Annotated in this window: 18 protein-coding genes and 1 tRNA gene; 13 read left to right on the forward strand and 6 right to left on the reverse strand. The window is 70.9% G+C overall.

From position 1 onward, the window contains the following. Positions 1-89: 89 nt before the first annotated feature. On the forward strand, positions 90-1568 hold the full coding sequence (locus ACTOQ1_RS16955; RefSeq protein WP_440068172.1) for a CYTH and CHAD domain-containing protein: 1479 nt from the start codon (positions 90-92) through the stop codon (positions 1566-1568). A 6-nt stretch (positions 1569-1574) separates the two neighbouring features. On the opposite strand, the gene ACTOQ1_RS16960 is transcribed toward ACTOQ1_RS16955, so the two are convergent. The 4 genes from ACTOQ1_RS16960 to ACTOQ1_RS16975 form a co-directional block, all read right to left on the reverse strand. Then, positions 1575-2453: an NUDIX hydrolase gene (locus ACTOQ1_RS16960; protein WP_440068174.1), complete on the reverse strand. Its 879-nt coding sequence runs from the start codon at positions 2451-2453 to the stop codon at positions 1575-1577. Further along, positions 2446-4509 carry an RNA degradosome polyphosphate kinase gene (locus tag ACTOQ1_RS16965; protein ID WP_440068175.1) on the reverse strand — a complete coding sequence of 688 codons (2064 nt, stop codon included), beginning with the start codon at positions 4507-4509 and terminating at the stop codon, positions 2446-2448. Before ACTOQ1_RS16965 ends, ACTOQ1_RS16960 begins: the two co-directional genes overlap by 8 nt. Before the next feature lie 62 nt (positions 4510-4571). Continuing rightward, a complete protein-coding gene (locus tag ACTOQ1_RS16970; RefSeq protein ID WP_440068177.1) occupies positions 4572-5822 on the reverse strand; it encodes a TetR family transcriptional regulator in 1251 nt (416 codons plus the stop codon). 41 nt (positions 5823-5863) lie between these two features. After that, on the reverse strand, positions 5864-6805 hold the full coding sequence (locus ACTOQ1_RS16975) for an acyl-CoA desaturase (protein WP_440068179.1): 942 nt from the start codon (positions 6803-6805) through the stop codon (positions 5864-5866). A gap of 392 nt (positions 6806-7197) precedes the next feature. On the opposite strand from ACTOQ1_RS16975, the gene ACTOQ1_RS16980 reads away from it, so the two are divergent. From ACTOQ1_RS16980 to pth, 5 genes are all read left to right on the forward strand, one after another. Further along, a tRNA-Gln gene (locus ACTOQ1_RS16980) sits at positions 7198-7272 on the forward strand. 163 nt (positions 7273-7435) lie between these two features. Further along, positions 7436-8887 carry a bifunctional UDP-N-acetylglucosamine diphosphorylase/glucosamine-1-phosphate N-acetyltransferase GlmU gene (gene glmU / locus ACTOQ1_RS16985; RefSeq protein ID WP_440068181.1) on the forward strand — a complete coding sequence of 484 codons (1452 nt, stop codon included), beginning with the start codon at positions 7436-7438 and terminating at the stop codon, positions 8885-8887. Positions 8888-8963: 76 nt separating this feature from the next. Further along, entirely contained in the window at positions 8964-9941 is a 978-nt protein-coding gene (locus tag ACTOQ1_RS16990; RefSeq protein WP_344743831.1) for a ribose-phosphate diphosphokinase, read from the forward strand. A 180-nt stretch (positions 9942-10121) separates the two neighbouring features. After that, a complete protein-coding gene (locus ACTOQ1_RS16995; protein WP_440068183.1) occupies positions 10122-10733 on the forward strand; it encodes a 50S ribosomal protein L25/general stress protein Ctc in 612 nt (203 codons plus the stop codon). A gap of 63 nt (positions 10734-10796) precedes the next feature. Further along, positions 10797-11402, forward strand: a complete 606-nt coding sequence (gene pth, locus ACTOQ1_RS17000) for an aminoacyl-tRNA hydrolase (protein WP_440068185.1) — start codon at positions 10797-10799, stop codon at positions 11400-11402. Positions 11403-11513: 111 nt separating this feature from the next. Here the strand turns inward: pth and ACTOQ1_RS17005 are convergent, their stop codons facing one another. Then, positions 11514-12014, reverse strand: a complete 501-nt coding sequence (locus ACTOQ1_RS17005; RefSeq protein WP_440068591.1) for an exonuclease — start codon at positions 12012-12014, stop codon at positions 11514-11516. Positions 12015-12176: 162 nt separating this feature from the next. On the opposite strand from ACTOQ1_RS17005, the gene ACTOQ1_RS17010 reads away from it, so the two are divergent. From ACTOQ1_RS17010 to ACTOQ1_RS17040, 7 genes are all read left to right on the forward strand, one after another. Beyond that, a complete protein-coding gene (locus ACTOQ1_RS17010) occupies positions 12177-13625 on the forward strand; it encodes a sugar transferase (RefSeq protein WP_440068187.1) in 1449 nt (482 codons plus the stop codon). Continuing rightward, positions 13625-14392 carry a 3'(2'),5'-bisphosphate nucleotidase CysQ gene (locus tag ACTOQ1_RS17015; RefSeq protein ID WP_440068189.1) on the forward strand — a complete coding sequence of 256 codons (768 nt, stop codon included), beginning with the start codon at positions 13625-13627 and terminating at the stop codon, positions 14390-14392. The genes ACTOQ1_RS17010 and ACTOQ1_RS17015 overlap by 1 nt, the downstream gene beginning before the upstream one ends. Before the next feature lie 19 nt (positions 14393-14411). Further along, positions 14412-15326: a sulfate adenylyltransferase subunit CysD gene (cysD, locus tag ACTOQ1_RS17020; RefSeq protein WP_440068191.1), complete on the forward strand. Its 915-nt coding sequence runs from the start codon at positions 14412-14414 to the stop codon at positions 15324-15326. A gap of 112 nt (positions 15327-15438) precedes the next feature. After that, a complete protein-coding gene (cysN, locus tag ACTOQ1_RS17025) occupies positions 15439-16701 on the forward strand; it encodes a sulfate adenylyltransferase subunit CysN (RefSeq protein ID WP_440068193.1) in 1263 nt (420 codons plus the stop codon). Between the two features lie 480 nt (positions 16702-17181). Next, entirely contained in the window at positions 17182-18114 is a 933-nt protein-coding gene (locus ACTOQ1_RS17030; RefSeq protein ID WP_440068195.1) for a sulfotransferase, read from the forward strand. Further along, a complete protein-coding gene (locus ACTOQ1_RS17035; RefSeq protein WP_440068197.1) occupies positions 18111-19052 on the forward strand; it encodes a glycosyltransferase family 2 protein in 942 nt (313 codons plus the stop codon). The genes ACTOQ1_RS17030 and ACTOQ1_RS17035 overlap by 4 nt, the downstream gene beginning before the upstream one ends. Then, a complete protein-coding gene (locus tag ACTOQ1_RS17040; protein ID WP_440068199.1) occupies positions 19052-20350 on the forward strand; it encodes a WecB/TagA/CpsF family glycosyltransferase in 1299 nt (432 codons plus the stop codon). The genes ACTOQ1_RS17035 and ACTOQ1_RS17040 overlap by 1 nt, the downstream gene beginning before the upstream one ends. A gap of 94 nt (positions 20351-20444) precedes the next feature. Here the strand turns inward: ACTOQ1_RS17040 and ACTOQ1_RS17045 are convergent, their stop codons facing one another. Further along, on the reverse strand, positions 20445-21386 hold the full coding sequence (locus ACTOQ1_RS17045) for a sulfotransferase (RefSeq protein WP_440068201.1): 942 nt from the start codon (positions 21384-21386) through the stop codon (positions 20445-20447). Positions 21387-21463 lie beyond the last annotated feature (77 nt).

Below are 21463 nucleotides of genomic sequence, written 5' to 3' on the forward strand. Positions count from 1 at the left end.
TGATCGGCCGGGGTTCCCGGACGTATAACAGGGCATCAATAAATACTGCGAAGACATGGTGGAAATCTGGACAAATCTGGGGACGACCTGTGGGAATAGAGATTGAGGACAAGTTCGACGTGCCGGTGGACTACCAGCTGCCGGACCTCACGGGCCTTCCCGGCTCGGCGGAGGTCGTGGGTCCGAAGACCCACCAGCTGGTCGCCCTTTACTTCGACACGCCCGATCTGAGGCTCGCCGCGCGGGGGATCACCCTGCGCAGGCGCAGGGGCGGCACCGATCCGGGCTGGCACCTCAAACTTCCCAAGGCCAAGGGCGTACGGCAGGAGATCACCCACCCGCTGACCCGGAGCGCCAAGATCGTCCCCGCCGAGCTGGCGGACCTGGTGCTCGCCTACACCCGGGGCGCCCCGCTCGCGCCCATCGCCGAGCTGGACACCCGCCGCGCCGTCACCACCCTGGTCAACGGCGCGGGGGTGGGGCTGGTCGAGATCGCCGACGACCGGGTCAAGGGCACCGTGTTCGGCGACGAACCGCACGTCGAGCGCTGGCGCGAGGTCGAGGCGGAACTGCTCGAGGGCGACGAGAAGCTGCTGAAGAAGGTCGGCAGGCGGCTGGGCAAGGCCGGGGCCACCCCCGCCGACGCGGCCAGCAAGCTCGCGCGCCTGCTCGGCGGCGCCGGAGCGGTCTCGGAGCATCCGCGCGCCGAGACCGCTCCGGGGTCGGCGGGCGAGGTCGTCGTCGGCTACCTCGCCTCCCAGGTCGGCGCGCTGCTCGCGCAGGACCCCCGGGTCAGGAAGGCGGAGGAGGACGCCGTCCACCAGATGCGCGTCGCCGCCCGGCGGCTCCGCAGCGCGCTGAAGTCGTTCAGGACGGTCGTCGAGGGGACCGAGAACCTCCAGGAGGAGCTCAAGTGGCTCGGTACGGTCCTCGGCGAGGCACGTGACCTGGAGGTCGTCCGGGAGCGGTTCGCCCACAGGCTCGACAGCCTGGACGACGAGCTGATCGTGGGCCCGGTCAGGGCGCGCCTCAGCTCCGACCTGCTGGACGACGAGCACGAGGCCCTCGACCGGATCAGGGACGCCCTCGGCGGGGAGCGCTACTTCGCCCTGCTCGACGCCCTCGACGACCTGACCGGCACCCCGGTGCTCACCAAGGCCGCGAAGAAGCCCGCCGCCGCCCTGGACACCGTCGCGGCCAAGAGCTGGCACCGGGTCACCAGGGCCTACGACACCGCCCAGGCCATCGAGAACGAGTCCGAGCGCGAGATCGCCATGCACGACGTGCGCAAGGCGGCCAAGCGGGCCCGCTACACCGCCGAGGTGCTCGGCATGAAGAAGCTGGCCACGCGGGCGGAGGACGTACAGGAGGTGCTGGGCACCCACATGGACGGCGTCGTCGCGCAGGAGCGGCTCGCGGCCGAGGCCGCGAACGCCCGCCTGGCCGGGGAGGACACGTTCACCTACGGCGTGCTGACCGGCGTGGAACGGGCCGGGGCCGCGCGCGCGTGGGAGGAGTTCCCCCGGGTCTGGGCGGAGACCACGGACGCCGTCGCGAAGCTCCTCTGACGGGTGTCAGACCTCGTAGTCGTCCACGGCCACGACCTCGCCGCCCGTGTGGTGCAGCACCATGAACGCGCCCTTGGACAGCCGCGTGCCGCCCGCCCGCTCGTCGAGCCCGGCGATCAGCTCGGGCAGGACCTTGCCGTGGCTGCAGAGCGCCACGGGCCGGTTCGAGGCCATCGCCTCCGTGGCCAGGCGCAGGGAGGCCCGGGCGTCGTAGCCGTTCTCCGACAGGACGGATTCGAGCCGGATCGGCAGGCCGGCCCGTTTCGCGTACGGCTCCAGGGTCTGCACGCACCGCCTGCTGGGGGAGCTGACCAGCTCCGCGAGGCGGAAGGCGCCCAGCACGTCCGCCAGCACCTCGGACTGCCCGCGCCCGCGCCCGTCGAGCGGCCGGTCGTCGTCGTCGCCCTCCCAGTCCTGCCGGTTGCCAGCCAGGCCGTGCCGTACCAGGACGAGCGGGGTGGTCGCCGGCGGCGCCTCGCCGAGCGCGTCGAGCAGCCCGGCGTCCCACTCGTAGGTCAGGCGCCGCGCGGCCTCGTCCACAGGCAGCCAGACCACGCCGTCGACCTCGTGCGTGTCGGTACGGGGACCCTCGGCGACCATCCTGGCCAGCCAGTAGTCGACGCGCTTGGGCCGCCCGCCCTTCAGGTAGTGGCTCGACGGCAGCGACCGGCCGAACTCCGCGGTGATCCCCGCCTCCTCGGCCAGCTCGCGCAGCGCGCCCGCGACGGGGTGCTCGCCGCATTTCAGCTTCCCCTTGGGGAACGACCAGTCGTCGTACTTGGGCCGGTGGACGAGGGCGACCTCCGGCGCGTCCGGGGAGCCGCGCCAGACGACGGCCCCGGCCGCGTGGATCGTGTCGTCCCTGCGGGTGTCGCGCTCAGTCATCGATCGTTCTCCACCGGCGGGTGCCGATCAGGTAGGTCTGCAGGTCATCGCCGGGATGGCGGGTCCAGGTCCCGTCGGAGTTGAGCCACCAGGTCGCGGTGTCGTCCGACATGGCCCGGTCCAGCAGGTCGCTGAGGTAGCTGCGCTGCTGCTGGCTGGAGACCTTGACCAGCGCCTCCACCCGGCGTTCGATGTTACGGCGCATCATGTCGCCGCTGCCGATCCAGATCTCCGGGCGCCGGCCGTGGCCGAACTCGTAGATCCGCGAGTGTTCGAGGAACCGGCCCAGCACGCTCCTGACCCTGATGTTCTCCGACATCTCGGGGATGCCGGGACGGAGCGTGCAGACTCCCCGCACCCACAGGTCCACCGGTACGCCGGCCCGCGACGCCCGGTAGAGGGCGTCGATGATGGGCTCGTCGACCAGGGAGTTCGTCTTCATCCTGATCCTGGCCGGGCGGCCGGCCTCCTGGTGGGAGATCTCCCGCTCGATCCTGGCCAGCAGCCCGCCGCGCAGGGAGTGCGGGGCGACCAGCAGCCGCCGGTAGGCCGAGTGGTTGGAGTAGCCGGTCAGGTGGATGAACAGGTCCGTGACGTCCTCGCCGACCAGCCGGTCGGCGGTGAGCAGGCCCAGGTCCTCGTACAGCCTGGCGGTCTTGGGGTTGTAGTTCCCCGTGCCGATGTGACAGTAGCTGCGCAGCTCGCCCGAGGACTCCTGGCGCACGACCAGGGCCAGCTTGCAGTGGGTCTTCAGCCCCACGACGCCGTAGACCACGTGGCACCCGGCCCGTTCCAGCTTGCGGGCCCAGGTGATGTTGGCGTGCTCGTCGAACCTGGCCTTGATCTCCACCACCACGACGACCTGCTTGCCGGCCTCGGCGGCGTCGATCAGCGCGTCCACGATGGGCGAGTCTCCGCTGGTGCGGTAGAGCGTCTGCTTGATGGCCAGTACGGCGGGGTCGGCCGCGGCCTGCTCGATGAACCGCTGCACGCTCGTGGAGAACGAGTCGTACGGGTGGTGCAGCAGCACGTCCCGCTCGCGCAGTACCGCGAAGATGTCGTCCTCGACGTGCACGACCTCCGCGGGCACGAACGGGCGGAAGCTCAGCTCGCCCCGGTCCAGGTCGGCGATCGCGTGCAGCCCGGTCAGGTCCAGCGGCCCGGGCAGCCGGTAGATCTCGTGTTCGGCCACTCCCAGCTCGTCCACCAGCAGGTCGAGCACCTCGGGGGTGATGGTCTCCTCGACCTCAAGCCGGACCGGGGGGCCGAAGCGGCGCTTGAGCAGCTCGCGCTCCAGCGCCTGCATGAGGTTCTCGGTGACGTCCTCGTCGACGTCGAGGTCCTCGTTGCGGGTCACCCGGAAGACGTGGTGCTCGACGACCTCCATGCCCTTGAACAGCTGCCCGAGGTGGGCGGCGATCACGTCCTCCAGCGGGACGAAGCGGTTCACGGACGCCGTGACGAAGCGGGGGAGCTGGCTGGGCACCTTGACCCTGGCGAAGACCGTGTTGCCGGTCGTGGGATTGCGGACGGTGACGGCCAGGTTCAGGGACAGGCCCGAGATGTACGGGAAGGGGTGGGCGGGGTCGACGGCCAGCGGCGTCAGCACCGGCCTGATCCGCTCCCTGAAGAGCTTGCGCATCTCGCCGCGCTCGTCGCGGCCCAGTTCGTCCCAGCGCACGATCTCGATGCCCTCGGCGCCCAGCTGCGGGCAGATCCGCTCGTAGAAGCAGGCCGACTGCCGCTGCGCGAGGTCGTTGGCGATCGCCGCGATCCTGGCCAGCTCCTCGCGGGGTTTCAGCCCGCTCTTCGTACGGAGCAGCAGTCCGGTGGCCATCCGCCGTTTCAGCCCGGCCACCCGGACACGGAAGAACTCGTCGAGGTTGCTGGCGAAGATGGCCAGGAACCGCACCCGCTCCAGCAGAGGCAGGGACGAGTCCTCCGCCATCTCCAGAACTCGCTGGTTGAACTGGAGCCAGCTCTCCTCTCGGTTGAGGAAGCGCTCCTGGGGTAGTGGAAGCCCGTCGGGGGTGGGACGAACGAGTTCAGCGGACATATGACCAGAATGCCCGCTTTGGTTGAACGGAACGTTAATTTAGTCTCAACGAGCGCTGTTGCTTACTCACTTGGCTCAAGTTTTCCCTGCGCTTCATCAACGAGTTTCGCGTGCTTGAGGGCGTCGCGCTCGGCGGTCTTGGCCTCCTTCAGGCGCGCCTTCTCCTGCTCCCTCAGCAACCGCTGCTGCTCCCGATACTCCCGCTCGCGCGCCTTTTCCAGCTCCCGCTCCTCGCGGAGCCGTGCCTTCTCCAGTTCCCTGGCCAGCTTCTCGGCCTCGCGCTGCTCGCGCTGCCGCAGCTTCTCCCGTTCCTTGAGCTCGCGCTCGCGCAGCTTCTCCTGGTTCCTCAGCTCCCGCTCGCGCGCCTTCTCCAGCTCCCGGATCTCCTTCTCCGTCGGGGGCGGCGACGACTCGGGGCGCGGGAGCGAGGGTGATCCCGCCGGTTGCGGCTCCGTCTCCGTCTCTGTCTCTGTCTCCGTCTCTGTCTCCGCGACGTACGGCGCTGGCCCCGCGGCGCGTAACTCCGTCTCCCCGCCGCGTGACTCCGTTTCCGCGGTGCGCGGCTCCGTTTTCGCGGTCTCCCCGGTGTGTGGCCGCGGGCCGGACGGGTGGGGCCGCGGGCCTGAGCCGGAGGGGTGGGAGTCGGCCGGGCGCTGCGGCTGGTGGGCCAGCCGGTGCTCCAGGCCGCGCGAGGCGGCGGTCAGCCGGGGGTCGGGGTCCAGGCCGGTCAGGCCGTTCCAGGCCAGGTTGACCAGGTGGGCGGCGACCTCCTCGCGCGGCGGCCTGCGCACGTCCAGCCACCACTGGCCGGTCAGCGCCACCATGCCGACCAGCATCTGGGCGTACATGGGAGCCAGCTTGGGGTCGTAGCCACGCTCGACGAACTCGTCGACCATGACGTCCTCGACCTGGCTGGCGATGTCGTTGATCAGGCTGGCGAACGTGCCGGTCCCCGAGGCGGCGTGCGAGTCACGGACGAGGATGCGGAAACCCTCGCTGTTCTCCTCCACGTAGGCCAGCAGGGCCAGGGCCGCCCGCTCCAGTTTGATCAGCGAGTGCGAGGCGGACAGCGCCTCGGTCACCAGGCCCAGCAGCTTCTGCATTTCCCGGTCGATGACGACCGCGTAGACGCCCTCCTTGCCGCCGAAGTGCTCGTAGACCACCGGTTTGGAGACGTTGGCGGTCGCCGCGATCTCCTCCACCGAGGTGCCGTCGAACCCTTTCTCCGCGAAAAGGGTCCTGCTGATCTGGATCAGCTGTTCCCGGCGTTCCTTACCTGACATGCGCCGTCGGGGTTCGCTCACGGTTCTCATAATGGCGTCCCCTCGCTGTCCGACGGCACCCGAACCCCGGGTCAGGCGGCGATGCGCTTGGCGGCCAGGCGCTCGGGCGTCGGCCAGCGGACGTCGTACGCCCATCCGGCCTTCTCGAACCAGCGGATGACACCCGCACTGAGGTCGATCTGCCCCTTCAGTGCGCCGTGCCGGGCGCAGGTCGGGTCGGAGTGGTGCAGGTTGTGCCAGGACTCGCCGAAGGAGGGGATGGCCAGCCACCACACGTTGCGCGACTTGTCGCGCGACTCGAAGGCCTCCTCGCCGAAGACGTGGCAGATGGAGTTGATCGACCAGGTCACGTGGTGCAGCAGGCCGATCCGGACCAGCGTGCCCCAGAAGAAGCCGGTCGCCATGCCCCACCACGACCAGGTCAGCAGGCCGCCGAGCACGGCGGGCATGACCATCGTGGTGATCGCCAGCACCGGGAAGAGCTTGTGCAGTTTGATGATGTCCGGGTCCTTGACCAGGTCGGGAGCGTACTTCTCCCGGTTGGCCCGGTCGGCCTCGAACAGCCAGCCCATGTGCGCCCAGAGCAGGCCCTTGGACACCGCCACGAAGCCCGTGCCGAAGCGCCACGGCGAGTGCGGGTCGCCCTCCTTGTCGGAGAACTTGTGGTGCTTGCGGTGGGTGGCGACCCAGTCGAGCACCGACATCTCCATGGAGAGGCTGCCCGCGATGCCCAGCGCGATCTTCAGCGGGCGCTTGGCCTTGAACGAACCGTGGGTGAAGTGGCGGTGCAGGCCGACGGTGACGCCGAGCCCGGTGACCACGTAGAAGACACCGGCGATGACGATGTCGGACCAGCCGAGTCCCCATCCCCAGGCGAACGGGACGGCCACCACCAGGGCGATCAGCGGGGCGCCGACCACCACCCCGAAGGTGATGATCTCGGGCAGGGTCTTCCGCTCGGGGTCGACGTCGGGTTTGGGGCCCTGAGCAGGGCGTTCTTCGATGAGGGTCATGCGCTACCTCGCGGTGGCTCGGAAGGGCCAAGGACTCATGTGCGGCTACGCCACCGTAACCTACGCCATCGTAAGTTAGGAACACCTAAGAACCGAATGTCTGGAACATGACTCTTCGGGATTAACGTCGTAGCGGGTCCATCACTTGTTCTACCCCCGGCTGACCTGCTAAACGGGGGCCTCGCGCGCGTGGTCGCGCGGGCGGGCCCGTCCGGCTGTACGCGGCGCCGATGGGGGGCCTCGCGCGCGTGGTCGCGCGGGCGTGTGTCGTGGGTGTGCGGGCCCCGGGGCGGAGCGTCGAGACTGGTCCGTAAACGAGGCGCGTTCGGCGGCGTGGGCTCTGTATCGTAGGGGTGCCGGGTGTGCGGGAACCGTCCCGATCGCCTGGTCGGTCCGGCATTGGGTAATTGGCAGCCCGCAAGGTTTTGGTCCTTGTTGTCCAGGTTCGAGTCCTGGTGCCGGAGCCATCCCTTGTGTCTGTTTTATTCACTCGGCTGGTCGGCTGAGTGGGTTCCCGGGCGGGAAGGTATCCTCACGTTGTCGAGCAGGTGACGATGCCGCGCCCTGGGGGTGGCCATCCGTCATCGCGCTTCGCCATGTCTCAGCCGCGACGCCGAGGGAGCCTCGTCCGTGAGTGTGCCGCGCCCGGCAGCCGTCATCGTCCTCGCCGCGGGCGAGGGCACCCGGATGAAGTCGAGAACACCGAAGATCCTCCATGAGCTGTGCGGCCGAACCCTGGTCGACCACATGCTCGTCGCCGCCCGGGGTCTCGAACCCGAGCGGCTCATTGTCGTCATCGGCCACGAACGGGAGCGCGTCCAGGCGCATCTGGCCAAGACCGACCCCGACGCGCAGACCGTCGTGCAGGCCGAGCAGAAGGGCACCGGCCACGCCGTCAGGACCGCCCTGGAGGCGTCCGGCACCATCGACGGCACCGTCCTGGTGACCTACGGCGACACGCCGCTGCTGCGCACCGAGACCCTCGCGGCCCTGCTCGAACGGCACGGCCAGGACGGCAACGCCGTCACCGTGCTGACGGCCGAGGTCCCCGATCCGTACGGCTACGGCCGGATCGTCCGCGACGACTCGGGCGCGGTCCTGGAGATCGTCGAGGAGAAGGACGCCGATCCCGCGCAGCGGGCGATCAAGGAGATGAACTCCGGCGTCTACGCCTTCGACGGCCTCCTGCTCGCCGACGCGGTCAAGCGGGTGTCCGCCTCCAACGCCCAGGGCGAGGAGTACCTCACCGACGTCCTCGCGATCCTGCGGGAGGACGGTCACCGGGTCGGCGCGCACATCGCGGCCGACTACGTGGAGGTGGAGGGCGTCAACGACCGCGTGCAGCTGGCCTTCGCCCGCAAGGTGCTCAACGCGCGCCTGCTGGAGGCCCACATGCGGGCCGGGGTGACCGTGATCGACCCGGCCACCACGTGGGTCGACGTCGACGTCATCCTCGAAGCGGACGTGGTGATCCACCCGGGAACCCAGCTGCTCGGCTGCACGACGGTCGCCGAGGGCGCCGAGGTCGGCCCCGCCAGCACCCTGACCGACACGATCGTCGCCGAGGGGGCGCTGGTGCGCAACGCGGTCTGCGTCGACGCCGTGATCGGCCCCGAGGCCCTGGTCGGGCCGTACGCCTACCTGCGCCCCGGCACGGTCCTGTCGCGCAAGGCCAAGGCGGGGACGTACGTTGAGATGAAGAACGCGCAGGTCGGAGAGGGTGCCAAGGTGCCCCACCTGAGCTACGTGGGCGACGCCACGATCGGCGCGGGCGCCAACATCGGCGCTTCGGCGATCTTCGTCAACTACGACGGGGTCGACAAGCACCACACGACGGTGGGCGAGGGCGCCTTCGTCGGGTGCGACACCATGCTCGTCGCGCCGGTCACCATCGGCGACGGCGCGTACACGGCCGCGGGCTCGGTCATCGACGCGGATGTCCCCCCAGGGGCCATCGGGGTGGCCCGCGGACGGCAGCGCAACATCGAAGGGTGGGTCGCGCGCAGGCGCGCGGGCACCAGATCGGCCGAGGCGGCGCTAAGGGCCGCCGAGGCCGGGAAACAGCAGGGGAGCCAGACGTGAGTGAGCGAAGCGAGCGGCCCGGCGGGCACGGCAGCGTCGCGCGGACATCGGTGTGCCGTCAGGCGAGGGGGACGGCATGAGCGGCATCAAGAAGACCGGTGAGAAGAACCTGATGTTCTTCTCCGGGCGCGCGCACCCGGAGCTGGCGGACGAGGTGGCGAGCCACCTCGGGGTCGACGCGGCGCCGACCACGCTGCGCGACTTCGCCAACGGGGAGATCTACGCCCGCTACCAGGAGTCGGTCCGCGGCTGTGACGCGTTCGTCATGCAGAGCCACACCTGGCCGATCAACCAATGGATCATGGAACAGCTGATCATGGTGGACGCCCTCAAGCGTGCCTCCGCCAAGAGGATCACCGTGATCATGCCGTTCTACGGCTACGCCCGCCAGGACAAGAAGGGCCGGGGCCGCGAGCCCATCACCGCCCGCCTGATGGCCGACATGTTCAAGACGGCCGGGGCCGACCGGCTGATGTCGATCGACCTGCACACCTCCCAGATCCAGGGCTTCTTCGACGGCCCGGTGGACCACCTGTTCGCCATGCCCGTCCTGGTCAACTACCTCAAGGACAAGCTCGACCTGGCCACGACCACGGTCGTCTCGCCCGACACCGGCCGGGTGCGGCTCTCGGAGCGCTGGGCCGACACGCTGGGCACCCCGCTGGCCTTCATCCACAAGCGCCGCGACCTCGACGTGGCCAACCAGGTGAAGGTGAGCGAGGTCGTCGGCCGGGTCAGGGGCCGGACCTGCGTGCTGATCGACGACATGATCGACACCGCGGGAACGATCTGCAAGGCGGCCGACGCGCTGTACGAGCAGGGCGCCACCAACGTGGTCGTGGCCGCCACCCACGCGGTGTTCTCCGACCCCGCGGTCGACCGGCTGAAGAACTCCAGGATCTCCGAGGTCATCGTCACCAACACGGTGCCGCTCCCCGAGGACAAGCGGTTCGACAAGCTCACCGTGCTGTCGATCGCCCCCCTGATCGCCCGTGCGATCAACGAGGTCTTCAGCGACGGCTCGGTGACCAGCCTCTTCGAGGGCGACAGCTGACATCCCGCCCCCCGGTAACCCGTCGCCGACGCGTTCCCGGGGGCGGCCGGAGCCGCGGCGCGCCGACGTCACCGTTGACACGGTAGGGTTGTGGGATTGCGTGCGCTCGTAACGCCTTCCGCTAGGGCGGGTGAGGGGGAGCGCACCTTTCCGATTCCCGAGATCCCTAGGAGATCAGCCATGTCCGAAGTGGTCATCACCACCGAACTGCGTGACAAGTTCGGCAAGGGCGCCGCCCGCAAGATCCGTCGCGAGAACAAGGTGCCCGTCGTCCTCTACGGGCACGGCACCGACCCCCAGCACCTGTCCCTGCCGGGTCACGACCTGCTGCTCGCCCTGCGTACGCCGAACGTGCTGATCCGTCTCGAGGGCGCGGTGGCCGAGCTGGCCCTGCCCAAGGGCGTCCAGCGTGACCCGATCAAGGGCTTCCTGGAGCACGTCGACCTCATCCTCGTCCGTCGCGGCGAGAAGGTCACCGTCGACATCCCCGTCACCGTGGTGGGCGAGGTCGCCGACGGCATCCTCGACCAGCAGCTCGTCTCCGTCTCCGTCGAGACCGAGGCCACCCACATCCCCGAGGGCGTCGAGGTCGACGTCGAGGGCCTGGAGGTCGGCACCCAGATCACCGCCGCCGACCTGAAGCTGCCCAAGGGCACGACGCTCGCCGCCGACCCCGAGGCGCTGGTCCTGATCGTCGCTCAGACCCCGACCGCCGAGCCGGCGGGCGAGGCCGCCGAGACGGCCGAGGCCGCTCCGGCCGCCGAGGGCGAGAGCTCCGAGAGCGCCGAGTAGTTTTCTCTGCTAGATCTGTCAGGGCGGCCCGGGACCGGGCCGCCCTGACGCGCGTGTGAAGGGATGCCGATCGTGGACCGCTGGTTGGTCGTGGGCCTGGGAAACCCCGGGCCGGAGTACGCCGGGAACCGGCACAACGCGGGGTTCATGGTCCTGGACGAGCTCGCCGCGCGAGCCGGGGGACGGTTCAAGGCGCACCGGTCGCGGGCGGAGGTGCTGGAGGGCCGCCTGGCGGGTGTCCCCGCCGTGCTGGCCAAGCCGCTGTCCTTCATGAACCTCTCCGGCGGGCCGGTCAAGGCCCTGGCCGACTTCTACAAGGTCGACCCGGCCCGCGTGGTCGTGGTCCACGACGAGCTGGACATCCCGTACGGCGCGCTGAGGGCGAAGCTGGGCGGCGGCGACAACGGCCACAACGGGCTGAAGTCGATCACCAAGTCGCTGGCGACCAAGGACTACCTGCGGGTGCGGTTCGGCATCGGCCGCCCGCCCGGCCGGATGGACGCCGCGGCCTATGTCCTGCGCGACTTCGCCACCGCCGAGCGCAAGGACCTCGCGTTCCTGGTCGACCGCGCCGCGGACGTGGTGGAGTCGCTGATCAGGGTCGGCCTGGAGCCGACCCAGAACGCCTTCCACACCGGCGACCTGAACATCTCCGGCCCGCCCAGATAACCGGTCCCGCCCGGGTGATCCGCCCGCCCGGGTGATCCGGCCACCGTTCGGGCGTCGGCCCGTTCGGGTATCGGGCCGTTCGGGTATCGGGCCGTTCGGGTATCGGGCCGTTCAGGGGCGCTGCGGGTCGAACGCCATCAGGTTCTGCAGCAGCTCGGCCTGCTCGATCGCGTCGTCCAGCGCGTTGTGGGTGTGCGGCCGCCGGGACCGCAGGTGCTCGGGCATCTGCCGCTTGGTCGCCCAGCCGATCGGCACGCCCGCCTTGGCCGCGTACAGCGTCTTGAGGTCGACGCAGCGCGAGTGCCCGAACGGTGAGACGCCGGTGAAGCGCATGAAATACCAGTAAATCCACATCCAGTCGTAGGAGAGCGGGTAGGCCGCCAGCACCGGCGAGCTGTTCCCGCACACCTCGCGGACCCACGCGGCGGCCTCCCGCATCGCCTCGGCAGGGTCGCGACCCTCGCGGAGCAGCGTCTCCCGGTCCAGCCCGCTCACCGCGAGCGCCTCGGGAACGTGGTCGTCGCTGATCGGTCGCAGCTCCACATAGTGCGTGTGCGTCTGCGGATCCACCGGTTCGAAGACCTTTCCGGTCATCCGCCCGGCAACGGTCATCCCCAAGCTGACCATTGAATATGCCCCCGGAATGGGACCATCGGCCTCGACATCCACAGAGATGTACGTTTCGGTCTTCAACCTTCGGGCCTCTCCCGCCGCCGCTACCATTCCATAACTGTCTGTCCGTGAACGGTTACGCAGGGGGAGCGCGTGCGCGACGTGACCGCAGTCCAGACCGCACAGGAAACCGGGCCCGGAGCCGTTCCGGCCGCGCGCCGGCGCATGCCGGGCTGGGTGCGGGAGCACCGCGCGACGGCCGTCGCCGCCGACACCGCCTGCGCCGCCCTGGCCGGAGCCCTCGCGCTGTTCGTTCGATTCGGCGAGGTTACCGCCTACGTCTTCCCTTACGTCATGCTGAGCGCGGTCCTGCCCGCCGTCTGGGTCTGCGTGGTCGCGCTGAACCGTGCCTACGAGCCCCGGCTGATCGGCCTGGGCTCGGAGGAGTTCCAGCGGATCCTGCAGTGCGGCTTCATGCTCACCGCCGCCCTCGCCGTCTGCGCCTACCTCACCAAGATCGAGGTGGCCCGGGGCTACGTGGTGCTGGCGCTCCCGCTGACGACGCTGCTCACCCTCCTCTCGCGCTACGCCCTGCGCCGTTCCCTGCACCGCAGGCGGGCGCGGGGCGGGTGCATGCGGCGGGTGGTGGCCGTGGGCCACCGGGCGGCGATCGCCGAGCTGGTCCGCAGGTTCCGCCGGGAGCGCTACCACGGCATGGAGGTCGTCGCGGCGTGTGCCCCGCACGACGGGATGGGCGACGTGGAGGGCGTGCCGGTGCTGGGCGACTTCACCGACGTCGCGCTCGCGGTCGGGCAGGTCTCGGCCGACACCGTGGCCGTGCTCGCCTGCCCGGAGATGGACGGGGTGGCGCTGCGGCGGCTGGCCTGGCAGCTGGAGAAGACCCACACGGACCTGATCGTGGCTCCCGCGCTGATGGAGGTGGCCGGGCCGCGGATCACCATCCGCCCGGCGGCGGGACTGCCGCTGCTGCACGTGGACCACCCCGAGATCTCCGGCCTGCGCCAGGTGCTCAAGAACCTGTTCGACAGGGTGGGCGCCGGGCTGCTGCTGGCGGCTCTGCTGCCGCTGCTGGCGGGGGTGGCGGTGGCCGTACGGGCCTCGGGGCCGGGACCGGCGTTCTTCCGGCAGACGAGGGTGGGCCGCGACGGCGCCGAGTTCACGATCTACAAGTTCCGGACGATGCGCGTCGACGCCGAGCGCCGGAAGATAGCCCTGGTCGGCGACGGGCACGGCGTACTCTTCAAGATCCGCGACGATCCGAGGGTGACCCCGCTGGGCGCCCGGCTGCGCCGCCACTCGCTGGACGAGCTGCCCCAGCTGATCAACGTGGTCCTGGGACACATGTCCCTGGTCGGCCCTCGGCCGCCACTGCCCGAGGAGGTCGCCAGATACGGTGACGACGTCCGCCGCCGATTACTGGTCAAGCCCGGGATGACCGGTCTCTGGCAGGTAAGTGGTCGTTCCGACCTTTCCTGGGAGGAATCCGTACGGTTGGACCTGCGTTACGTGGAGAGTTGGTCCCTCATGCTGGACCTGCAGATCCTGTGGAAGACTTGGTCGGCTGTCGCGCGAGGAGCTGGAGCATACTGATGACCGTTCGCGACGATCACGTACTCGCCGCGGAGCTGGCGACGACGGCAGGCGAGAAGCTGGCCGCCCTGCGCGCGGAGCGGGGCTTCGGCGACCCGTCCGAGCTTCGCAGGGAGGGCGACGCCGCCTCCCACGTGTTCCTGATGGAGGCGCTGTCCCGGTTGCGCCCGGGTGACAGCGTGCTGTCCGAGGAGGCGACCAGCGAGGAGCGTCTCGACCCGCGCAGGCTGCGCGCCGATCGGGTCTGGATCGTCGACCCGCTGGACGGCACCCGCGAGTTCGCCGAGGAGGGCCGCGCGGACTGGGCGGTCCACGTGGCGCTCTGGGAGCGCGGCACGCTGACGGCCGGAGCCGTCGCGCTGCCCGCCCAGGGCCGCACGCTCTCCACCCTCGAACCCCCCGTGCCGCCCGCCCCCGAGGCGGGCGCCAGGCCGCGGATCGCGGTCAGCAGGACCCGCCCGCCGGAGTTCGTACAGAACCTGGCCCGCCTCGCCGGCGCCGACCTGGTGCCGATCGGTTCGGCGGGCGCCAAGATCTCCGCCGTGCTCACCGGCGAGGTCGAGGCCTACGTGCACGCCGGAGGCCAGTACGAGTGGGACTCCGCCGCGCCCGTCGCGGTGGCCCTCGCCTCCGGGGTCCACGCGAGCCGTATCGACGGCTCGCCGCTGGTCTACAACCAGCCTGACCCCTCGTTGCCGGATATTCTTGTATCCCTACCGGGACTGGCGCCAACGTTGCTCGCTGGAATCCGGGATCTGCACCGCTAATCCCCGCTAGGAGAGTCTGATGCTTCAGCGCGACTACACCACGTCGCAGCTCGACGTCCTCGAGGCAGAGGCTGTTCACATCATGCGCGAGGTCGCGGCGGAGTTCGAGCGTCCCTGTCTGCTCTTCTCGGGGGGCAAGGACTCCATCGTCATGCTTCGCATCGCGGAGAAGGCGTTCTGGCCGGCGCCGATTCCCTTCCCGCTGATGCACGTCGACACCGGGCACAACTTCACCGAGGTCATCGAGTTCCGCGACCGCCGCGCCGCCGAGCTGGGCGCCCGCCTGGTCGTCGCCAGCGTCCAGGACTCCATCGACGCCGGCCGCGTCGTCGAGGAGACCGGCCGCAGGGCCTCGCGCAACCGGCTGCAGACCACGACGCTGCTGGACGCGATCGAGGAGAACGAGTACGACGCGGTGTTCGGCGGCGCCCGCCGCGACGAGGAGAAGGCCCGCGCCAAGGAGCGCGTGTTCTCCTTCCGCGACGACTTCGGCCAGTGGGATCCCAAGAACCAGCGCCCCGAGCTGTGGAACCTCTACAACGCCAGGATCCGCAAGGGCGAGCACATCCGGGTGTTCCCGCTGTCCAACTGGACCGAGCTCGACATCTGGGACTACATCCGGCGCGAGGGGATCGAGATTCCCTCGATCTACTTCGCCCACACCCGCAAGGTGTTCGAGCGCGACGGCATGCTGCTGGCCGACAGCGAGTTCATCACCCGCGACGACGACGAGTCGCTCCTGGACATGACGGTCCGCTACCGGACGGTGGGCGACGTGACCTGCACCGGTGCCGTCCAGTCGAGTGCCGCGACGGTCGAGGCGATCATCGACGAGATCGCGGTGACCCGGATCACCGAGCGCGGCGCCACCCGCGCCGACGACCGCGCCTCGGAGGCCTCCATGGAGGACCGCAAGCGGGAGGGATACTTCTAGTGAGCGTCCGTCTCCCCGGCTCCCCGTGCCACCCGGCCCACCCGGTCTCCCGCGAGCCCCTTCCCGCGCGGTCCCGCCGCGCACGCCGTACGACCTCTGGAGAGCAGCGCTAATGGACATTCTTCGCTTCGCCACGGCGGGAAGTGTCGACGACGGAAAGTCGACCCTCATCGGGCGGCTGCTCTTCGACTCCAAGGCGATCTTCGAGGACCAGCTGGAGGCCGTCGAGCGCACCTCCCGCGACCGCGGCACCGAGTACACCGACCTGTCGCTCCTCACCGACGGCCTGCGGGCCGAGCGGGAGCAGGGCATCACGATCGACGTGGCCTACCGCTACTTCGCCACTCCCAAGCGCAAGTTCATCATCGCCGACACCCCCGGGCACATCCAGTACACCCGCAACATGGTCACCGGCGCCTCCACCGCAGACCTGGCGATCGTCCTGATCGACGCCCGCAAGGGCGTGCTGGAGCAGTCGCGGCGGCACGCGTTCCTCACCACCCTGCTGCGGGTGCCGCACCTGGTGCTGGCCGTCAACAAGATGGACCTGGTCGACTACTCCCAGGAGCGGTTCGAGGAGATCCGCGAGGAGTTCACCGCGTTCGCCTCCAAGCTGAACGCGCCGGACCTCACGTTCATCCCGATGTCGGCGCTGCACGGCGACAACGTGGTGTCCCGCTCGGAGAACACGCCCTGGTACAACGGGTCCTCCCTGCTGCACCACCTGGAGCACGTGCACATCGCCTCCGACCGCAACCTGGTCGACGTGCGCTTCCCCGTGCAGTACGTCATCCGCCCGCAGCGGGCCACCGACCCCTCCCTGCACGACTACCGCGGCTACGCGGGCCAGGTCGCCGGAGGGGTGCTCAAGCCGGGCGACGAGGTCGTGCACCTGCCCTCGGGCCTGGCCACGCGCATCGCGTCGATCGACACCTTCGACGGGCCGGTCGACGAGGCGTTCCCGCCGATGTCGGTCACCCTGCGGCTGGAGGACGACATCGACATCTCGCGCGGCGACATGATCTGCCGACCGAACAACCAGCCGCAGGTCTCCCAGGAGCTGGAGGCGATGATCTGCTGGATGGCCGACGCCACCAAGCTGTCCCCGCGCACCAAGCTGACCATCAAGCACACCACCCGCACGGCCCGTGCCCTGGTCAAGGACCTGCACTACCGGCTGGACGTCAACACCCTGCACCGGGACGAGACGGCACAGTCGCTCGGCCTCAACGAGATCGGGCGGGTGTCGCTCCGCGTCACCCAGCCCCTGTTCGTCGACGACTACGCCCGCAACCGCCTCACCGGCGGGTTCATCCTCGTGGACGAGTCCACCAACAACACGGTCGGCGCCGGGATGATCGTCGACGCCCGGTAGGCACGCCCGCCTGCCCGCCCGCGGCCCGGCGTGACCCCCTCCCCGTGCGCGACGGGAGGGCCACGCCGGGCCGCGGGCGGTTCGTCGTTCCCGGGGCCGTTTCTGAAGCCGGCCCCGAAGCCGTTCCCGGAGCCCGCCCCGAAGCCGTCCAGGGCGCCGGCCGGATCGCCCTTTCCGAACCCTCCCGGGTAAGCCCGTCCGGCGATGCGGAGCCCTTCCCGAGGTGCCGGCCGTCGTTCGTGGAACCGCGCATCCCCTCGCGCCCGCGGCCCGGCCATGGGCCTGCCCGACGCCGGGTTGCGAGGTTCCGGCCCTTTCCCGTCCGGGTTCCCGTTCAGGAGACGGGCGGCGTTACACCCGCTGGGTAGATCCTTTGTCCGTTCTCTGACTCCTCTGTTACGCTCCGCGCTAGCCTCGGCACGTTCCGTATCCGTCGGGTAAGGATTCGTGCCTGTGTCTGATAGTCCGTCACCTGCTCGGGTGGTATTCCTGGGCGGCCTCGGCCGCAGCGGGACCACGCTGCTCGAGCGCCTGCTGGGGGAGGTCCCCGGCATCGCGCCGCTCGGCGAGGTCGTTCACCTCTGGGCCAGGAGCGCGCTCGCGGACGAGTCCTGCGGATGCGGCGAGCCCTTCGGGTCGTGCCCCTTCTGGGAGAAGGTCGGCGAGCGCGCGTTCGGCGGCTGGTCCGAGGGCCTGGCGCACCGGATGATCGCGCTCAGGTCCCGCGTCGATCGAACCCGGCGCATCCCGACCCTGGCCAGGCTGCTGGCCGAGGAGCAGGCGGGCACCGGCAGGTGGCCGACGCCCGGCACCGCCGAGCTGGACGAGTACGCCGCGGTCCACCGTGACCTGTACAACGCGGCGGGCGAGGTCGCCGACTGCCCGGTCGTGATCGACTCCAGCAAGCACGCCTCGCTGGCCTTCTGCCTCGCGGCGGCCGGGGTCGACGTCCAGGTCGTCCACGTGGTCCGCGACCCCCGCGCGGTCGCGCACTCCTGGCGCAGGAGGGTCGCGCGTCCCGAGGACGGGCGCCCGATGACCCACTGGTCGCCCTCCCGCACCTCGCTGCACTGGCTGAGCGAGAATCTCAGCCTCGAACTCCTCGCCCGCCGGGGCGTACCGGTCACCCGGATCCGCTACGAGGACCTGCTCGACGCCCCCGCCGACACGCTCAGGCGCGTGGTCGCCAGGATCGGCCTCCCGTGCCGCCTCGACTTCCTGTCCGGCAACTGGGCGGAGCTCTCGACGGCGCACACGGCCTCGGGCAACCCCGTACGCTTCACGGTCGGCCGCACGGAGCTGACCAGGGACGACAGCTGGCGTGCCGTCGCGTCGTCCCGGCAGTCGCGCCTGGTCACCGCGCTGACCTGGCCCCTCATGATCAAGTATGGCTATCACAGGAGACTCGCTTGAACGCATCGGTGGGTGTCGTCATCCCCACCCGGGGACACCGGCCTGACCAGCTGCGCGCGGCCACGCTCGCCGTGCTCGGCCAGGACCACCCCGGCCCCGTCGAGGTCGTCGTCGTCGTGGACGGCGGGGATCCGGCCTGGGTCGCCGACCAGGTGGCCGACCTCCTGGCCGGCCGGGCACTGGCGGCCGGCCGGCGCGAGGCGCCCCCACGCGGCGTGCGGGTGATGGCCAACCGGCTCACCCCAGGCCTGCCCGGGGCCCGTAACACCGGCATCGCGGCGCTCGGCACCGACATGGTCGCCTTCTGCGACGACGACGACCAGTGGCTGCCCGGCAAGATCGAGGCCCAGGTCGCCGCCCTGGAGGCGGAGCCGGACGCGCGCTTCTGCAGCTGCGCCATCGAGGTCGAGTACGGTTCGCGGCGCATTCCCCGGCTGGCCGGGACCAGTCGCGTCACCTACCGCCACCTGGTGCGCTCGCGGATGGTGATGGTGCACTCCTCGACCTTCCTGTTCCGGCGCGGCGGGCTCTGGGTGGACGAGAGCGCCCCCAAGGGCCAGAACGAGGACTGGGACCTGGCGCTGCGCGCCGCCGCCCAACACCCCATCGTGCACGTCGACCGGCCCCTGGTCCGGGTGCGCTGGGGTGGCTCCTCGTACGTGGCCCGTTGGGCCGACCGGATCGCCGGGTTGCAGTGGATGCTCGCCCGGCACCCTGATCTGACCGTGGATCCGCGCGGCGCGGCGCGGGTCTACGGTCAGCTCGCCTTCCACCACGCGGCCCTCGGCCAGCGGCGGGAGGCGGGCCGCTGGGCCTGGCGGGCGTTCACCGCCCGCCACGGCGAGCCCCGCGCGCCCATCGCGCTCGCGGTGGCGGCGGGCCTGGTCCCCGCGAGGATCATGCTCAGTGTCCTGAACCACCGAGGGCGCGGCATCTGATGGCGCCCATCACCGAGCAGCCGCGGGTGACCCTCCGCCACGGTGCCTGGATCGTGCCGTCCATGACGGACCAGGCCGCCGAGCGCCCGCCGGCACCCGCGCGCCACGGCCCGCCGGTCGCCTCGCTCCTGACGGGACAGGCCGTCGAGCGCCCGCCGGCGTTCCCCCGCCACGGTCTGGTGCTCGCTCCGTCCGCGGCGGGGCAGGCCGTCGAGCGCCCGCGCGCGACCGCTCGCTACGGCCTGCCGGTCCTTCCGCCCGCGCCGGGACGTGCCGCCGGGCCTCCGCCGGCGGTCACGCGCCACGACTCGCCGGTCATGTCGTCCGTGGTGAGGCGGGCCGCGGTCCCGGCCACCCGTGACACCGTGACGCCGACCCCGCCCCTCACCGACCACCGGTCCGCGACCACCGGTCGCGATCCGGTGCCCGGCCTGCCCGCCGTCGCAGGGCGGGCCGGAACGCCGGTCGCCAGGCGGGGGACGACCTCGGGCGTCCCCCGCCGGAGGCCCCGGCCCGACAAGGCCACTCGCAGGCGTCTGCGCAGGCGCGTGCACGTGGCGGGCGTCGCGATCGACCCGATGACCGAGAGCGAGGTCGTCGACCACGTGGTCGCCGCTCTGAAACGCGGTGAGGGCGGCCACCTCGTCACCCCGAACGTCGACATCAGCCGGACCGTCGCCCGAGACCCCCGGGCCCGCCGGTTCGTCGAGCGCGCCGACCTGGCGGTGGCCGACGGCATGCCGCTGGTGTGGGCGGCGAGACTGCTCGGCACCCCCATCCCCGGCAGGGTCACCGGCGCCGACCTGATCTGGTCCCTGTCGGAGGCCGCCGCCTTCTACCGCCATCCCGTATACCTGCTGGGCGGTCCCCGGGGCACGGCCGCGCAGGCGGCCCGCGAGCTGGTGAACCGCCATCCGAAGCTGATGATCGCCGGGGTCGACGCCCCGCCGTACGGATTCGAGGACGATCCTGAGAGTTACGCCCGGGTGCGTGACGCCGTGATCGCCGCAGCGCCCCGGCTGGTCTTCGTCGGGCTCGGCTTTCCCCGGCAGGAGCGGCTCATCGCCTCGCTCCGCCGGGACCTGCCGGGCACCTGGTTCGTCGGCTGCGGTTCGGCGATCGCCTTCGCCGCGGGCACCGTCCGGCGGGCGCCGGCATGGATGCGCCGCGGCGGCCTGGAGTGGACCTTCCGGCTGACGCGGGAGCCGGGCAGGCTCGGCCGCCGCTACCTGGTCGACGACCTGCCGTACGCGCTCCGGCTCCTCACGGTCTCCCTCGTACGAGGCCTCTTCTCCTGAAATCCCGAGCCCCGAGCCCCGAGCCGTGAAGCTTTGAGGCGCCGGTGCCGGGGTCTTCGCCGAGCTTCCCGATCGTCATCGTCCTGATCGGCCGTCAGCGTTTCGCGGAGGCCAGCTCCCTGACCCGGAGGGCCTCCTCGGGGCTCAGCCGGGTACGGGCCTCGGCGAGGGCGCGGCGCGAGTCCATCGGCCGGTAGGCCGTGCGGGACAGGCCGCTCCAGGCGAAGCCGCCGGGGCCCGTGCCCGAGGTGGCCGTGCCCGACGCGGTCGCGCCCGACCTGGCCGTGCACGCACGGCGGACGCGCTCCTCGGCGCGGGCCGACCAGGTCAGGCCCGCCCACTCGTACAGGCGGCGAAAGCCCGTCAGGGGGTCACGGGCCAGGTCCTCGTAGCGGGCAAGCATGATCCCCGGGTGCCGGTCGGCCAGGTCGGCGGCGGTGATCCCGGCCGCCCGCCACAGGGCCACGGCCTTGGCGACGCGGTCCTGGGAGCCGATCAGCGGGCGCAACGCCTCCAGGTGCGGCTGGTCACGCACCAGCAGCGGCTGTTCGAGCAGCTCGTGGAAGTAGACCGTCCAGCCGAGCCGCTGCCAGCTGCCGACGAACGCCACCGGGTCGCGCAACAGGACGATCACCCGGCAGCCCAGCCGGTCGGCGAACCATCCGGCGGAGAACAGCGCGAACGGGTCGTCCAGCAGCGCCCGGCGCCCGCCCAGCCGCCCCAGCGTGAACGCGGTGCCGTACCGGACCATCCGCGCCAGGTCGTACGGTGACCGGTTGCGGCGCAGCTCCGCCCAGAACCCGTAGCGCAGCGCGACCGTACGGGCGAAGGCGGGCAGCCAGGCCCGCTCGTTGTCCGGGCAGATGTACTGGAAGCGGTGGCCCACCACGGCGTCGAGGACGCCGGGGGAGCGGCCCGGCGGATGTTCGGGGTTGAGCGGCTCGTTGACGTAGACCAGCTCCCCGCTCGCCGCGAGCATCCTGCCCGTCCAGCTCGTCCCGGTCCTGGGCAGCCCGGTGACCAGCACGGGCCTCACGGCCCCCACCGCCCGTCCAGATTCCTGGAACGGCCGGGCCGCGTGTGGGCACGGCGTCCGGGACGGCCGGGCCGCGC

It is taken from the genome of Streptosporangium sp. OZ121 (assembly GCF_051918885.1).
Classification (GTDB): Bacteria; Actinomycetota; Actinomycetes; order Streptosporangiales; family Streptosporangiaceae; genus Streptosporangium.

Coding starts and splice junctions, on each gene's coding strand:
- ACTOQ1_RS16960 (WP_440068174.1), bottom strand. CDS start 2,453: ATGACTGAGCGCGACACCCGCAGGGACGACACGATCCACGCGGCCGGG.
- ACTOQ1_RS16965 (WP_440068175.1), bottom strand. CDS start 4,509: ATGTCCGCTGAACTCGTTCGTCCCACCCCCGACGGGCTTCCACTACCC.
- ACTOQ1_RS16970 (WP_440068177.1), bottom strand. CDS start 5,822: ATGAGAACCGTGAGCGAACCCCGACGGCGCATGTCAGGTAAGGAACGC.
- ACTOQ1_RS16975 (WP_440068179.1), bottom strand. CDS start 6,805: ATGACCCTCATCGAAGAACGCCCTGCTCAGGGCCCCAAACCCGACGTC.
- ACTOQ1_RS16990 (WP_344743831.1), top strand. CDS start 8,964: ATGAGCGGCATCAAGAAGACCGGTGAGAAGAACCTGATGTTCTTCTCC.
- ACTOQ1_RS16995 (WP_440068183.1), top strand. CDS start 10,122: ATGTCCGAAGTGGTCATCACCACCGAACTGCGTGACAAGTTCGGCAAG.
- pth (WP_440068185.1), top strand. CDS start 10,797: ATGCCGATCGTGGACCGCTGGTTGGTCGTGGGCCTGGGAAACCCCGGG.
- ACTOQ1_RS17005 (WP_440068591.1), bottom strand. CDS start 12,014: ATGACCGTTGCCGGGCGGATGACCGGAAAGGTCTTCGAACCGGTGGAT.
- ACTOQ1_RS17015 (WP_440068189.1), top strand. CDS start 13,625: ATGACCGTTCGCGACGATCACGTACTCGCCGCGGAGCTGGCGACGACG.
- cysD (WP_440068191.1), top strand. CDS start 14,412: ATGCTTCAGCGCGACTACACCACGTCGCAGCTCGACGTCCTCGAGGCA.
- cysN (WP_440068193.1), top strand. CDS start 15,439: ATGGACATTCTTCGCTTCGCCACGGCGGGAAGTGTCGACGACGGAAAG.
- ACTOQ1_RS17040 (WP_440068199.1), top strand. CDS start 19,052: ATGGCGCCCATCACCGAGCAGCCGCGGGTGACCCTCCGCCACGGTGCC.